This is a genomic window from Streptomyces deserti, assembly GCF_054782695.1.
This window is the reverse complement of record NZ_BAAGRZ010000031.1, coordinates 44,624-59,828: the sequence shown is the minus strand read 5'-3', so window position 1 is coordinate 59,828 and position 15,205 is coordinate 44,624. Positions and strand designations below refer to the sequence as shown.

Genomic DNA, 15,205 nt, shown 5'->3' with positions numbered 1-15,205 from the left:
ACGTCACAGCTCGGGGGCGGGCGTCTCCCGCGTGCGGAACGCGAGGCGCCCGTCCGCGACGTCCACCGTCACCCGGCCGCCCTCCTTCACGCGGCTGTCCAGCAGCAGCCGGGACAGCTCGTTGTCGACCTCCCGCTGGATGGTGCGGCGCAGCGGGCGGGCGCCGTACTCCGGCTGGTAGCCGCGGCGCGCCAGCCAGTCCACGGCCGCGTCGGTGAAGTCGACCGTGACGCCCTGGGCGTGCAGCAGACGGCGGGCCCGGTCCAGCAGCAGGTTGGTGATCTGCCGCAGCTGCTCCTGTGTGAGCTGGCGGAAGACCACGATCTCGTCGATGCGGTTGAGGAACTCGGGCCGGAAGTGCTCGCGCAGCGGCCGCATGACCTGCTCGCGCCGCGCCTCCTCGTCCGCGTCGGTGCCGCCCGCCGCGAAGCCCAGGGTGGCGCCGCGCCGGGTGATCACCTCGGAACCGAGGTTGCTGGTCATCACGATGACGGTGTTGGCGAAGTCCACCGTCCGGCCCTGGGAGTCCGTGAGCCGCCCGTCGTCGAGGACCTGGAGCAGGACGTTGAACACGTCCGGGTGCGCCTTCTCCACCTCGTCCAGGAGGAGCAGCGAGTACGGGTGCCGGCGCACCACCTCGGTCAGCTGGCCGGCCTCCTCGTGGCCGACGTACCCGGGCGGGGCGCCGACCAGGCGGCTGACCGTGTGGCGCTCCTGGTACTCGCTCATGTCGAGGCGCACCATGCGGTCCTCGCTGCCGAACAGGGCCTCGGCGAGCGCCCGGGCCAGCTCCGTCTTGCCCACGCCCGTCGGGCCCAGGAACAGGAAGCTGCCGATCGGCCGGTCGCGGCTCGCGAGCCCGGCGCGGGAGCGCAGCACCGCGTCGGCGACCACCTGCACCGCCTCGTCCTGGCCGACCACCCGCTGGTGCAGATGCTCCGCCAGGCCCAGCAGGCGGTCCTTCTCCTCCTCGGTGAGACGGCTGACCGGGATGCCGGTCTGCCGGGACACCACCTCGGCGATCGCCTCGGCGTCGACCACCAGGTCCCGGCCCTCGTCGACCTCGCCGTCGCCGCCGACCTGAGTGATCCGCCGCTTCAGCTCGACGATGCGGTCCCGCAGCTGCGTGGCCTGCTCGTACTGCTCGTCCGCGACCGCCTGGTCCTTGTCCCGGACCAGCTGCTCGAGCTCGCGCTCCATGGCCCGTACGTCCGAGCCCTTCGTGCGGGCGCGCAGCCGCACCCGGGCACCGGCCTGGTCGATCAGGTCGATCGCCTTGTCCGGCAGGCGGCGGTCGCTGAGATAGCGGTCGGACAGCTCCACGGCCGCCACCAGCGCCTCGTCGGTGTAGCGGACCTGGTGGTGGGCCTCGTAGCGGTCCTGCAGACCCCGCAGGATCTCGATCGCGTCCGCAGGGGTCGGCTCGGGCACCATGATCGGCTGGAAGCGGCGGGCGAGGGCCGCGTCCTTCTCGATCCGGCGGTACTCCTCCAGCGTGGTCGCGCCCACGACGTGCAGCTCGCCCCGCGCCAGGGCCGGCTTGAGGATGTTGCCGGCGTCCATCGAACCGCCCTCGCCGCCACCGCCGCCGACACCCACGACGGTGTGCAACTCGTCGATGAAGACGACCAGCCGGTCGGAGTGGGCGCGGATCTCCTCCACGATGTTGTTCATCCGCTCCTCGAAGTCGCCCCGGTAACGGGTGCCCGCGACCACACCCGTCAGGTCCAGGGCGACCACCCGCCGCCCGACGAGCACGTCGGGCACGTCCCCTTCGGCGATGCGCTGCGCCAGCCCCTCCACCACGGCGGTCTTGCCGACGCCCGCGTCCCCGATCAGCACCGGGTTGTTCTTGCCGCGCCGGGAGAGCACCTCGACGGTCTGCTCGATCTCCTGCTCCCGCCCGATCACCGGGTCGATCCGGCCCTGCCGGGCCAGTTCGGTGAGGTCACGGCCGTACTTGTCGAGGGTCGGCGTGTTCGTCGGCCGGGGCCGCTCGGTGCCGGGCTGGGCCGCCTCCGGCGCCTCCTGGGGCAGGTCGGGCGGTGCGAAACGGGCCGCGTTCAGGATGTGCCCGGCGGCCGAGTCCGGGTTCGCGGCCAGCGCGCTGAGCACGTGCTCCGGGCCGATGTAGCCCGCGCCGCGCGACCGGGCCAGGTCGTGCGCGTCCAGCAGGGCGCGCTTGGCGGCCGGGGTCAGCGAGAGCGAGGTCGGCGGGGGCGCGTCGCCCGGGACGTGCTGGACCGGCCCGGACCGCTCGTCGATCTGCGACGCCAGCGCATCTGGATCCGCGCCCGCCCGGCTGAGCAGACTCCGCGTCGGCTCGCTGGCCAGCGCCGCGCGCAGCAGGTGCTCGGTGTCGAGATCGCGGCTGCCGTGCTCGGCGGCGTACTTGGCGGCGCCGCGCACCAGCTCCCGGGCCGGCTGGCTGAGCAGCCGGCCGATATCGATCTGGCGGGGGCGGGGGCCGCCGAAGAAGCGGGCGAGGAATTCTGCGAAGGGGTCCGAGCCGAAGCCTTCGGGGCTGTAGCCGCTGGTCATGGCCTTCCGTTCCCGGCGTCCCGGACGGGGATCCCCTCGCCGCCCGAACTGGCCCGAGCGCTCGGGGGAGGGCCGGGACGCCCTCGCTGATCGACGTGCCGGGGTCGGGTAACCGGGTGGGGGTCGGTCACACCTGGGGCGCATGCTCGTAGACCACCTTGGCACGATCGTCGGCGCAGGGCACCTTCAGGGCGGCTGTGGCCACCGGGACCTCAGCCGTCGCGGAGCAGGGCCGGCTCGGCTCGCGTCTCGCGTCTCGCGCCCTGCGGACGCCGGTCCACAGGGCGCAGCTCGTGGTGGGCGGCGTTCGGCGGGTCGTAGGGGTCAGCGGGTCGTAGGGCTCAGCGGGTCGTAGGGGTCAGTCAGCGGGCCGTCAGGATCCGCGGGCCCGCCTCCGTGATCGCCACCGTGTGCTCCGCGTGGGCCGCGCGTGAGCCGTCGTTCGTGCGCAGGGTCCAGCCGTCCGGGGCCGCGTGGAAGCCGTCCGTGCCGCCGGCGATGAGCATGGGCTCGATCGCCAGGACCATGCCGTGCCGGAGCACAAGCCCCCGGCCTGGCCGTCCCTCGTTCGGCACCGACGGGTCCTCGTGCATGCGGCGGCCGATGCCGTGGCCGCCGAAACCGTCCGGGATGCCGTAGCCCGCCGCGCGGCACACCGAGCCGATCGCGTGGGCGATGTCGCCGATGCGGTTGCCGACGACGGCCGCCTCGATGGCCGCCGCGAGGGCCCGCTCGGCGGTCTCGATCAGGCGCAGGTCCGCCACGCGCGGGGTGCCCACGACGAAGCTGATCGCCGAGTCACCGACCCAGCCGCCCAGTTCGGCGCCGAAGTCGATCGAGACGAGGTCGCCGTCGCGCAGCCGGTACCGGGTGGGGATGCCGTGCACGATCGCGTCGTTGACGGAGGCGCAGATCACGGCCGGGAAGGGGGTGGGCGCGAAGGAGGGCTTGTAGCCGAGGAACGGTGAGGTCGCGCCCGCCTCGCGCAGCACGTCGTGCGCCAGCTCGTCCAGCTCCAGCAGGGAAACCCCCACGTCCGCGGCCTGCCGTACGGCCGTCATGGCCCGGGCGACGACCTGGCCCGCCTCGTACATGGCGTCGATCGATGTGTCCGTCTTCAGCTCCACCATGCCAATTACTATACCGGTATTAGAATGGGTGGCATGGTGCGCACCCCTCTCACCCCGGAAGAGCGCGAACGCGGCGAGCGTCTCGGGCGGCTGCTGCGCGAGGCGCGTGGCGGCCGCAGCATGGCGGAGGTCGCGGCGAGCGCCGGTATCTCCGCCGAGACCCTGCGGAAGATCGAGACCGGGCGGGCCCCGACTCCGGCCTTCTTCACGGTGGCCGCGCTGGTCGGCACGCTCGGGCTGTCGATGGACGAGCTGGCCGGGCGGTGCGCGCTCGCGGGCGTGTGAGGCCGGTGAGGTCACCGTCGCCCTCCCGGTGAACGGAGGCTCCTGCGTCCACTTGGAAAACTCCTTGTAGCCGCGCTGTAACACGACTGGTGTTCGCTACGGACCGGAGTGATCCAATCTGGCGGGAGTTGCGCGATGGCAGTGGATCAGCTCCCGGCCGGCGTCCGGGAGTTCACGAACTACCTGGACGGCCTGCTGGCACGTCTGGACCAGGGCGCCGGCTGGTGCGCGGTGTTCTGGCAGCGCGACGCCGATGGGATGCAGGCCTGTCTCGACGGGCGTGAGGTGCCGCCCTGGGACGTGGTGGAGGCGCTGCTGCAGGATCTCGCCGCGGCGTACGGCCCCGACGTCGCCCGGCCGGAGAAGGAACGGGCCCGCGGCCTGCACGCCGCCGCCCTCGCCGCGTACGACGCCCGGCCCGGCGGCCGGGACGCCCTCGGGGACCGGCTCGACGTCATGCTGCGCGAGCAGAAGTACGCGGCCGAACGGCAGGCGGAACTGGGCCGGTTGCTGGCCTCCGCCACCACCCGTGAGGAGGCCGACGCCCTCCGCCTCGACCTGGCCTGGGCCCGCGACGACCACGAACGCGCGACCGCCCGCTGCGCGGAACTCCGGGCCCGCTTGGCCGACCTGGACCGCCGAGCACACGAAGCACAGCGGATCCGCCGCACACAGCACGAGCCCGGCCCGGTCGGCCCCACCCTGCGGGACGACGGTGGATTCCCGGCGCAGCGTACGCGGCCGGACGCCGGCCGTGGTCCGTACGGAGGGGAGTCGGCGGGGGCGGTGGGGGAGGAATCGCGTGTGTACGGCGGGGAGAGCCCGGAGCGGGGCACGCGCGCGTACGGCGGAGAAACCCCGGTGGGCGGGACGGGGTCGTCGTACGGCGGAGGGTCGGGGGCCGCGGGCGCGCGCTCGCATGGGGGAGAAGGCCCGGCGGGCGGCACGCGCGCGTACGGCGAAGCCGGTCCGGCGGGCGGAGTGGACCCCTACGGCGGGGGAGCCGGGGCGCAGGGCACGCGCGAGTACCGCGGGGAGAGCCCGGCGAACGGCACGCGCGCGTCCCGCGGAGAAACCCCGGCGGGCCGGCCGGGCTCGTACGGGGCAGGCTCCGGGGCGGTGGCCCCGAACTCCTACGGCGGAGACAGCCCGGCGAACGGCACGCGCGCGTACGGCGGAGAAACCCCGGCGCGCGGGTCGTACGGAGCCGGGTCCGGGGCGGCGGCCCCGAACTCCTACGGCGGAGACAAGCCAGCGGACGCCACGCGCGCGTACGGCGACGAGCACGGCTGGTTCGCGGAGCGGTCCGTGCCGGAAGCGGCCTCCACCGGCTCGGCCGACGAGGCCTCCGCTTCCCGGCCCGCCGCCCCTGCCCCGGCCCCGAAGCAGCGCAAACGCCGACGCGGCAGCGCCCGCTTCGCCGGGATGGCGGAGGAGGACGCCGGGCCCGTCGTCGTACCCCCGGCCGCCGTACCCACCCTGCCCGCACCCGCACCCGCCAAAGGACGCACTCCGCGCGGGGCCCGGTTCGCCGGGGCCGCCGAGACGGTGGAGCGGGAGGAGCCGCCGCCGGTCGAGGGGGCCGATGCGGGGGACCGGCGGGAGGTCGTCCAGGCCGTCGAGACGCTCGCGCGGCTGCGCGGCGAGGGGCGCAGCGGGGAGGCGCACGCCCTGCTCGTCGAGGCGGCGTACTGGCCCGCCGCCCGGTTCCCGCTGCTCGCGGCCGAGATGCAGCGCGCCGGACTCGGCGCCGACTGGGTGACTCTGCTGTGGGAGGCCGCCTCGCTGCCCGCCGGCCGGCTGGTCGCCGCGGCCGACGCGCTGGACGCGGCGGGGCGTCCGGCGGACGGGCAGCAGATCCTGCGGCAGGGCGTGGCGCGTCCCGCCCGGGAGATCGGCGAGGCCGTGCTCGGGCTGGTCGCCGAGGGCCGCCGCCGCGAGGTGCGCGCGCTGCTCGACGCGTACGTCCGGGTCCGCACCCCGGAGGAGGCGGCCCGCAGCGCCGAGCCGGATCCGCAGCAGCTGGTGCCGCTGCTGGTGGAGGCCGCGCAGGGAGTGTCGGACGAGCGACACTGGGACCTGGTGCACGCCCTCCGGGTCGCCGGATTCACCGCCTGAGTCACCCGCCCCCATCCTCACCCGCCCCCACGACTCACCCACCGGAGTGTGAAACGCGAACGACTCCGCGGGTTGACGACGATGGTCTTGGCAAGCCCGTCGCGGAGGCTTACGTTCATCCCTCTACGGCCTGCTTCTACGGGCGTAGAGACGCTGACGTCGCGTCGAAGGAGCAGCTCATGGCCAACGTCGTACGTGCCGCTCTGGTCCAGGCCACCTGGACCGGCGACACCGAGTCCATGGTGGCGAAACACGAGGAGCACGCCCGCGAGGCGGCCCGGCGGGGCGCGAGGATCATCGGGTTCCAGGAGGTCTTCAACAGCCCCTACTTCTGTCAGGTCGAGGAGCCGGAGCACTACCGCTGGGCCGAGCATGTGCCCGACGGGCCGACTGTCGATCGTATGCGGGCGCTCGCGCGCGAGACCGGCATGGTGATCGTCGCGCCGGTGTTCGAGGTGGAGCAGCCGGGCTTCTACTACAACACCGCCGCCGTGATCGACGCCGACGGCACCTACCTCGGCAAGTACCGCAAGCACCACATCCCGCAGATCAGGGGCTTCCGCGAGAAGTACTACTTCAAGCCCGGCAACCTCGGCTGGCCCGTCTTCGACACCGCCGCCGGAAAGGTCGGCGTCTACATCTGCTACGACCGCCACTTCCCGGAGGGCTGGCGGCAACTGGGCCTGAACGGCGCCCAGGTGGTCTACAACCCGTCCGCCACCCACCGGGGCCTGTCCTCGCACCTGTGGCGGCTGGAGCAGCCCGCGGCCGCCGTCGCCAACGCCTACTACGTCGCCGCGATCAACCGGGTCGGCGTCGAGGAGTACGGCGACAACGACTTCTACGGGACGAGCTACTTCGTCGACCCGCGTGGGCAGTTCGTGGGTGACGTGGCCAGTGACAGCAAGGAGGAACTCGTGGTCCGGGACCTGGACTTCGACCTCATCGAAGAAGTGCGGCAGACGTGGGCCTTCTACCGCGACCGCCGCCCCGACGCCTACGAAGGGCTGGTGCAGCCGTGACCACCGACCTCCTGGGCCGCCACCGGGCCGTGCTCCCCGACTGGCTCGCCCTGTACTACGAGGAGCCGATCGAGATCACCCACGGCGAGGGCCGCCACGTCTGGGACGCGGAGGGCAACCGGTACCTCGACTTCTTCGGCGGCATCCTCACCACCATGACCGCGCACGCGCTGCCCGAGATCACCAAGGCGGTCAGCGAGCAGGCCGGGCGGATCATCCACTCGTCGACCCTGTACCTCAACCGGCCCATGGTCGAACTCGCCGAGCGCGTCGCCCAGTTGAGCGGTATCCCGGACGCGCGGGTCTTCTTCACGACCTCCGGCACCGAGGCCAACGACACCGCCCTGCTGCTGGCCACCACGTACCGGCGCAGCAACACGATCCTGGCCATGCGCAACAGCTACCACGGCCGCTCCTTCAGCTCGGTCGGCATCACCGGAAACCGCGGCTGGTCCCCGACCTCGCTGTCCCCGCTGCAGACCCTGTACGTCCACGGCGGGGTGCGCACACGCGGCCCGTACGCCTCGCTCAGCGACGAGGACTTCATCGCGGCCTGCGTCGACGACCTGAAGGACCTGCTCGGCCACACCCGCCCGCCGGCCGCGCTGATCGCCGAACCGATCCAGGGCGTCGGCGGTTTCACCTCGCCGCCGGACGGACTGTACGCGGCATTCCGCGAGGTGCTGAAGGAACACGGGATCCTGTGGATCGCCGACGAGGTGCAGACCGGCTGGGGCCGCACCGGCGACCACTTCTGGGGCTGGCAGGCGCACGGCCGCAACGGGCCGCCGGACATCATGACCTTCGCCAAGGGCATCGGCAACGGCATGTCCATCGGCGGCGTCGTCGCCCGCGCCGAGATCATGAACTGCCTCGACGCCAACAGCATCTCCACCTTCGGCGGCACGCAGATCACCATGGCGGCGGGCCTCGCCAACCTCACGTACCTGCTGGAGCACGACCTCCAGGGCAACGCCCGGCGCGTCGGCGGCATGCTCATCGAGCGGGTACGGGCCGCCGCCGCGCAGGTGCCGCACGTCCGGGAGGTGCGCGGGCGCGGGCTGATGATCGGCATCGAGCTGACCAAGCCGGGCACGGACGAGGCCGACCCGCAGGCCGCGGCCGCCGTGCTGGAGGCGGCCCGCGCCGGCGGGCTGCTCATCGGCAAGGGCGGCGGCCACAACACCAGCGCCCTGCGCATCGCCCCGCCGCTGTCCCTCAACGTCGCGGAGGCCGAGGAGGGCGCCGCGATCCTCGAGAGCGCTCTGAGGAGCATCCAGTAAGAACCCGAGCAAGGGAAGACCGCCATGACCACCGCCTTGGATCCCCTCGAGCCCGCGCTGTCGGTCCGCCAGGTGCTCGGCCTGGAACGCGTGCTCGCCGGAGAGCCCGAGGTGGTGGCCGGGGCCGGTCAGCTGGACCGGCCGGTGCGCTGGGTGCATGTCGCCGAGGCCGCCGACGTCGGGGTGATGCTCAGCGGCGGAGAGATGGTCCTCACCACCGGCGTGCTGCTCGCCGGCGACGAGGACAAGCAGGCCGAGTACATCCGTTCCCTGCACCGCGCGGAGGCCGCGGCCGTCGTCCTCGGACTCGGTCGTGCCTTCCCCGCCGCGCCGGACGTGATGCGCCGGGTGGCCGAGCGGTGCGGTCTGCCCATGGTCGTCCTGCACCGGCCGTTCCCATTCGCCCAGCTGACCGAGGAGGTCCAGTCGCGGCTGGTGCGGCGGAAGTTCGCCGCCGTCAGCCTCTCCGAGTCCGTCCGCACCGAACTCACCGCGCTCATCACCGCCGGCGCCCCGCTGCAACGCCTGCTCGACGAGGTCGCCCGGCACAGCGGCTGCCCCGTCGTCGTCACCAACCTCGCCCACCGCGTCCTCGGCACGGCGGGGGAGCGGCCCGCCGTGGACGACGTCCTGCGCGACTGGGAGCGCATCGCACGGCAGGCCGGTGGCAGCGAGGGAGACGGCTGGATCCGCGCCGAGCTCGGCGGGCGCGGGGAGCGGTGGGGCCGGATCGTGCTGTGCGGCTACCGCGGCGACACCGCGACCGGGCGGCTGCTCGCCGCCCGCGCCGCCGAGGCCCTCGTCCTGCACCGCATGCTCGGCGGTGGCACGGCGTGCTCCTGGGAGGAGCAGTCCGCGCAGAGCCTGCTGACCGACCTGGTCTCCGGGGTCGTACCGGCCCGGCAGCTGCTGCCCCGGGCGCGGGCGGCCGGGCTGCCGGTGGGCCGGCGCACCTTCGTGCCCCTGGTCGTCCGCGGCCGGGAAACGGACCGGCTCGATCGCGTCCTGCGTCTGCTGGGGCTGCCGGGCATCGTCGCCGAACTGGCGGACGGGGCCACCGCCGTGCTGCTCAGCCTCGCCCGCGACCAGGACGCCGAGGCGCTCACCGCCCACTTCGCGGCCCGGCTGCGGTCAAAGGGCGCGGCCCGTACGGTCGTCGCCGCCGCGGACGCCCGTACCGCCTGGGAGGACGTCCCCGCCGGGCTGCGCGAGGCCCAGCACGTCGCGGACGCCGTCGCCGACTCCCCGGCCGCGCTGGACCTCCCGGCCGTCGTACGCCTGAAGGACGTACACCTGCGGGGACTGATCAGGCTGCTGCGGGACGACCCGCACGTGCAGTCCTTCGCGGAGCGGGAGCTGGACGGGCTGCTGCGCGCGGCCGACGAGGACCTGCTGTCCGTGCTGCGCACCTATCTCGCGACCGGCCGCAACAAGTCCCGCACCGCCCAGCTCCACCACGTCTCCCGGCCCGCGCTCTACCGCCGCCTGGAGGCCATACAGACCCGGCTCGGGGTGGACCTCGACGACTTCGAGCAGGCCGCCTCGGTGCACATCGCGCTCCTCGCGCACGACGCGCAACAGACCTGAGACATTCGCCGCGCAACAGGAGTGAAACATGGGACCACCTGCGAAAACGGCGGTGAAACATGGGCCCACGCCAGGGTGACACGGTGGCACGCCGCACGCCCGCAGACGTGACACCGTGCCACTCAAACAGGCCTCGCGGACTTCCTAGGCTCGCCGCACACCGAGCGACCGGAGGTCCCGATGAGCAGAGTGATCCGTGCCGCCGTCTTCCAGACCGCCTGGACAGGCGACAAGGAATCGATGATCCAGGTACACGAGCAGGCGGTGCGCGACGCGGCCGCGCAGGGCGCCCAGGTCCTGTGCTTCCAGGAGCTGTTCTACGGACCGTACTTCTGCCAGGTCCAGGACCCCGCCTTCTACGAGTACGCGGAGAAGATCCCCGACGGGCCGATCGTCAAGCGCTTCCAGGCACTGGCGAAGGAGCACGGCATCGTCCTCGTCCTGCCGATGTACGAGGAGGAGCAGCCCGGCGTCCTCTACAACACCGCCGCCGTGATCGACGCGGACGGCTCCTACCTCGGCAAGTACCGCAAGACGCACATCCCGCAGGTCAAGGGCTTCTGGGAGAAGTTCTACTTCCGCCCGGGCAACTCCGGCTGGCCCGTCTTCGACACGGCCGTCGGGAAGATCGGCGTCTACATCTGCTACGACCGGCACTTCCCGGAGGGGTGGCGGGCCCTCGGCCTCGCGGGCGCCGAGCTCGTCTTCAACCCGTCGGCCACCCACCGCGGGCTCTCCTCCTACCTGTGGCAGCTGGAGCAGCCGGCGGCGGCCGTCGCCAACGAGTACTTCGTCGGCGCGATCAACCGGGTCGGCGTGGAGGAGCTGGGCGACAACGACTTCTACGGGACCTCGTACTTCGTGGACCCGGAGGCCAAGTTCGTGGGCGAGGTGGCGAGCGACAAGGAGAGCGAACTCGTCGTGCGGGACCTGGACATGGCCAAGCTGCGCGAGGTCCGCGACCGCTGGCAGTTCTACCGCGACCGCGCGCCGGGCACGTACACGCCGCTGACCGCGCCCTGACCGTCGCCCCGGCGTCCGCCGGACCCGTGGGCGCCGGGCCCGTCCGTACCTCATCAGCACCGACCACGGCAGGAGCAGGAGAGGGAGCATGAGCAGCCGTACCGTCATCCGCGGTGGCCTCGTCATCACCGCGTCCGACGAGATCCACGCCGACGTCCTGATCGAGGACGGCCGCATCGCCGCCCTCGCAGCCTCCGGCACCCCCGCCGCCGAGGCCTTCACCGCCGAGCGGGTCATCGACGCCACCGGCAAGTACGTGATTCCGGGCGGGGTCGACGCCCACACCCACATGGAGCTGCCGTTCGGCGGCACCTCCGCCTCCGACACCTTCGAGACCGGCACCCGGGCCGCCGCCTGGGGCGGTACGACGACGATCATCGATTTCGCGGTGCAGAGCGTCGGGCACGGCCTGCGCGAGGGCCTGGACGCCTGGCACGCCAAAGCCGAGGGCAACTGTGCGATCGACTACGGCTTCCACATGATCGTCTCCGACGTGAACCAGGAGACGCTGAAGGAGATGGACCTCCTCGTCGAGGAGGGGGTGACGTCCTTCAAGCAGTTCATGGCCTACCCAGGGGTCTTCTACTCCGACGACGGCCAGATCCTGCGCGCCATGCAGCGCTCCGCCGAGAACGGCGGCCTGATCATGATGCACGCCGAGAACGGCATCGCCATCGACGTGCTGGTGGAGCAGGCGCTGGCCCGCGGTGAGACCGACCCGCGCTACCACGGGGAGGTCCGCAAGGCGCTGCTGGAGGCCGAGGCCACCCACCGCGCCATCAGGCTCGCCCAGGTCGCGGGCGCTCCCCTGTACGTCGTGCACGTCTCGGCGATGGAGGCAGTCGCCGAGCTGGCCCGGGCGCGCGACGAGGGGCTGAACGTCTTCGGCGAGACCTGCCCGCAGTACCTGTTCCTGTCGACCGACAACCTCGCCGAACCCGACTTCGAGGGCGCCAAGTACGTGTGCTCGACGCCCCTGCGCCCGAAGGAACACCAGGCGCAGCTGTGGAAGGGCCTGCGGACCAACGACCTCCAGGTCGTCTCCACCGACCACTGCCCCTTCTGCTTCAAGGGCCAGAAGGAACTCGGCCGCGGCGACTTCTCCAAGATCCCCAACGGCCTGCCGGGCGTGGAGAACCGCATGGACCTGCTGCACCAGGCCGTCCTCGACGGGCACATCTCCCGCCGCCGCTGGATCGAGATCGCCTGTGCCACCCCGGCCCGCATGTTCGGCCTGTACCCGAAGAAGGGCACGATCGCGCCGGGCGCCGACGCCGACGTCGTCATCTACGACCCGCACGCCGAGCAGGTCATGTCCGCCGAGACGCACCACATGAACGTCGACTACTCGGCGTACGAGGGCAAGCGCGTCACCGGCCGCGTCGAGACCGTGCTCTCGCGCGGCGAGATGGTCATCACCGAGCGGGAGTACACCGGACACAAGGGTCACGGCGTCTACACCCCGCGCTCCACCTGTCAGTACCTCACCTAGGAGCGGCCCCGATGGACTTCGGACTCGTCCTGCAGACCGACCCGCCGGCCTCACGGGTCGTCAGCCTGATGAAGCGCGCCGAGCGCAACGGCTTCACCCACGGCTGGACCTTCGACTCCGCCGTGCTGTGGCAGGAGCCGTTCGTGATCTACAGCCAGATCCTGGCGAACACGACCAAGCTGAAGGTCGGCCCGATGGTGACCAACCCGGGCACCCGCACCTGGGAGGTCACCGCCTCCACCTTCGCCACCCTCAACGACATGTTCGGCAACCGCACGATCTGCGGCATCGGCCGCGGCGACTCCGCGATGCGCGTGGCGGGCCGCAAGCCCAACACGCTCGCCCGCATCAGCGAGGCCATGAAGGTCATCCGGGCGCTCGGGCGGGGGGACGAGGCCGACCTCGGCGGCGGTACGGTCGTGAAGTTCCCGTGGATCAAGCCGGGCGCCGAACTCCCCGTCTGGATGGCGGCGTACGGCCCCAAGGCCCTGAAGATGACCGGTGAGGAGGCCGACGGGTTCATCCTCCAGCTCGCCGACCTGTACCTGACCGAGTACATGGTCAAGGCCGTGAAGGACGCGGCCGTCGCCGCCGGGCGCGACCCGTCCGAGGTGACGATCTGCGTGGCCGCCCCGGCCTACGTCACCGAGGACGACTCGCCCGAGGCTCTCGCCCACGCGCGCGACCAGTGCCGGTGGTTCGGCGGGATGGTCGGCAACCACGTGGCCGACCTCGTCGCCAAGTACGGCGAGCACTCCGGTGCCGTACCGGACGAACTCACCGAATACATCAAGGCGCGAGAGGGCTACGACTACGCCCACCACGGGCGCAGCGGCAACCCCGACACCCAGTTCGTCCCGGACGAGATCGTCGACCGGTTCTGTGTCATCGGGCCGGCCGAGAAGCACGTGGCGAAGCTGAACGCGCTGCGCGAGCTGGGCGTCGACCAGTTCGCCGTCTACGACATGCACGACGCGCAGGAAGCCGTGATCGACGCGTACGGGTCGCAGGTGATCCCGGCCGTCAACGGCTGAGCCACCCTGTGGCTCCTCTGTAGTTCCTCTTTGGTTCCTCCGATCTCCCCCTTCCCGCGGCCCCGGGGAGGGGGCCCAGGACGCTCCCCACAGCGCACCCCCCATCGGCGCCGCCACCCGCACGGCCTTTCCCGTCCCACCTCCCCTGATTGGCCTGCCCATGACCGACACCGCTCCCACGGCGATACCGCCGACCACGCAAGTCACCCGCGCCGACGGCCGGGTGGAGATCGCCCCGGGCGCCCCCTCACCGAGCGGTCCCTACGCCAACGAGGACCTGCTGCCGGTCCCCGTCGAGAAGCGCACCTGGACCACGTACAACTTCTCCGCGCTGTGGGTCGGCATGGCCCACAACACGGCCTCCTGGACCCTGGCCTCCGGTCTCATCGCCGTCGGCATGGACTGGAAGCAGGCGGTGTTCACCATCGCCCTGGCCAACGTGATCGTGCTGGTGCCGATGCTGCTCACCGGGCACGCGGGACCCAAGTACGGCATCCCCTTCCCGGTCTTCGCCCGCGCCTCCTTCGGCATCCGGGGCGCCAACCTGCCAGCCGTCGTCCGGGCGCTGGTGGCGTGCGGCTGGTTCGGCATCCAGACCTGGATCGGCGGTGAGGCCATCTACTTCCTCGCCGGCAAGCTCATCGGCGCCGGCTGGACCGACGCGGCCACGGTCGGCGGCTACGCCTGGACGATGTGGCTGTCGTTCGCGATCTTCTGGGCGATCCAGGTCGCGATCATCTACCGGGGCATGGAGACGCTGCGCCGCTTCGAGAACTGGGCGGCGCCCTTCGTGCTCGTCGGCGCCTTCGTGATGCTGTGGTGGATGAGCGAGAAGGCCGGCGGCTTCGGGCCGCTGCTCGACCAGCCGTCGAAACTCGGCTGGGGCGCGGACTTCTGGACACTGTTCGCCCCGGCTCTCATGGGCATGATCGGTTTCTGGTCCACCCTGTCCCTGAACATCCCCGACTTCACCCGTTACGGCAAGAGCCAGAAGGCGCAGACCTGGGGTCAGGCGCTCGGTCTGCCGACGACCATGACCCTGTTCGCGTTCCTGTCCGTGATGGTCACCTCCGGCTCGCAGGCGGTGTACGGCGAGGCGATCTGGGACCCGGTACAGCTCGCCGCCAAGACGGACAACACCGTGGGGCTGCTCTTCGCCCTGGTCACGGTCCTGGTGGCGACGCTGTCCGTCAACGTCGCGGCCAACCTGGTCTCACCGGCGTTCGACTTTTCCAACATCGCGCCCCGGAAGATCAGTTTCCGGGCGGGGGCGCTCGCCACGTGCGTGCTCGGCGTGCTGATCTTCCCGTGGAAGCTGTATTCCGACCCGCAGGGCTACATCTTCACCTGGCTCGGCCTGGTCGGCGGTCTGCTCGGCACGGTCGCCGGGATCCTCATCGCCGACTACTGGATCCTGCGCCGCGCCCGGCTCGACCTCGTCGACCTGTACCGCACGGGCGGCCGCTACTGGTACGAGAACGGCTGGAACTGGCGGGCCGTCGTCGCCTTCGTGGCCGGCGGCGTCCTCGCCGTCGGCGGCGCCAGCTTCAAACCGCTGATCGACGGCCGCCCCATCCCGGCGCTGGCCGGCCTGGCCGACTACGGCTGGGCGGTGGGCCTGGGCACGTCGATGGTGCTGTACCTCGTGCTGATGCTGGCGCGGGGCCGCGACAGGGCGACTGTCTGACGG

Annotated in this window: 11 protein-coding genes; 9 read left to right on the top strand and 2 right to left on the bottom strand. The window is 72.0% G+C overall.

What is annotated here, in order from left to right:
• Nucleotides 1–3: 3 nt before the first annotated feature.
• Together ACYVMZ_RS33115 and map are read right to left on the bottom strand one after the other, a co-directional pair.
• Complete coding sequence (locus ACYVMZ_RS33115) at nucleotides 4–2,541, bottom strand: ATP-dependent Clp protease ATP-binding subunit (RefSeq protein WP_461086329.1); 2,538 nt, start codon at nucleotides 2,539–2,541, stop codon at nucleotides 4–6.
• A 362-nt stretch (nucleotides 2,542–2,903) separates the two neighbouring features.
• Nucleotides 2,904–3,671 (bottom strand): type I methionyl aminopeptidase, encoded by a 768-nt coding sequence (map, locus tag ACYVMZ_RS33110; protein ID WP_461086327.1) that lies wholly within the window; start codon nucleotides 3,669–3,671, stop codon nucleotides 2,904–2,906.
• A 33-nt stretch (nucleotides 3,672–3,704) separates the two neighbouring features.
• Here map and ACYVMZ_RS33105 point away from each other — a divergent pair, with 33 nt between their 5' ends.
• The 9 genes from ACYVMZ_RS33105 (at nucleotide 3,705) to ACYVMZ_RS33065 (ending at nucleotide 15,202) form a co-directional block, all read left to right on the top strand.
• Nucleotides 3,705–3,956, top strand: a complete 252-nt coding sequence (locus ACYVMZ_RS33105; protein ID WP_461086325.1) for a helix-turn-helix domain-containing protein — start codon at nucleotides 3,705–3,707, stop codon at nucleotides 3,954–3,956.
• 135 nt (nucleotides 3,957–4,091) lie between these two features.
• Nucleotides 4,092–6,074: a hypothetical protein gene (locus ACYVMZ_RS33100; RefSeq protein WP_461086323.1), complete on the top strand. Its 1,983-nt coding sequence runs from the start codon at nucleotides 4,092–4,094 to the stop codon at nucleotides 6,072–6,074.
• 179 nt (nucleotides 6,075–6,253) lie between these two features.
• Nucleotides 6,254–7,096: a nitrilase-related carbon-nitrogen hydrolase gene (locus ACYVMZ_RS33095; protein WP_461086321.1), complete on the top strand. Its 843-nt coding sequence runs from the start codon at nucleotides 6,254–6,256 to the stop codon at nucleotides 7,094–7,096.
• Complete coding sequence (locus ACYVMZ_RS33090) at nucleotides 7,093–8,379, top strand: aspartate aminotransferase family protein (RefSeq protein ID WP_461086320.1); 1,287 nt, start codon at nucleotides 7,093–7,095, stop codon at nucleotides 8,377–8,379. Before ACYVMZ_RS33095 ends, ACYVMZ_RS33090 begins: the two co-directional genes overlap by 4 nt.
• Before the next feature lie 24 nt (nucleotides 8,380–8,403).
• Entirely contained in the window at nucleotides 8,404–9,966 is a 1,563-nt protein-coding gene (locus ACYVMZ_RS33085; protein ID WP_461086318.1) for a PucR family transcriptional regulator, read from the top strand.
• 180 nt (nucleotides 9,967–10,146) lie between these two features.
• Nucleotides 10,147–10,989 carry a nitrilase-related carbon-nitrogen hydrolase gene (locus ACYVMZ_RS33080; RefSeq protein ID WP_461086316.1) on the top strand — a complete coding sequence of 281 codons (843 nt, stop codon included), beginning with the start codon at nucleotides 10,147–10,149 and terminating at the stop codon, nucleotides 10,987–10,989.
• Between the two features lie 88 nt (nucleotides 10,990–11,077).
• Nucleotides 11,078–12,481: a dihydropyrimidinase gene (gene hydA / locus ACYVMZ_RS33075; RefSeq protein WP_461086314.1), complete on the top strand. Its 1,404-nt coding sequence runs from the start codon at nucleotides 11,078–11,080 to the stop codon at nucleotides 12,479–12,481.
• A gap of 11 nt (nucleotides 12,482–12,492) precedes the next feature.
• The gene (locus tag ACYVMZ_RS33070) at nucleotides 12,493–13,515 is read left to right on the top strand and encodes a TIGR03842 family LLM class F420-dependent oxidoreductase (RefSeq protein WP_461086312.1); all 1,023 of its coding nucleotides are present in this window, start codon (nucleotides 12,493–12,495) and stop codon (nucleotides 13,513–13,515) included.
• 160 nt (nucleotides 13,516–13,675) lie between these two features.
• The gene (locus ACYVMZ_RS33065) at nucleotides 13,676–15,202 is read left to right on the top strand and encodes an NCS1 family nucleobase:cation symporter-1 (RefSeq protein ID WP_461086310.1); all 1,527 of its coding nucleotides are present in this window, start codon (nucleotides 13,676–13,678) and stop codon (nucleotides 15,200–15,202) included.
• The last annotated feature ends 3 nt before the right edge of the window (nucleotides 15,203–15,205 follow it).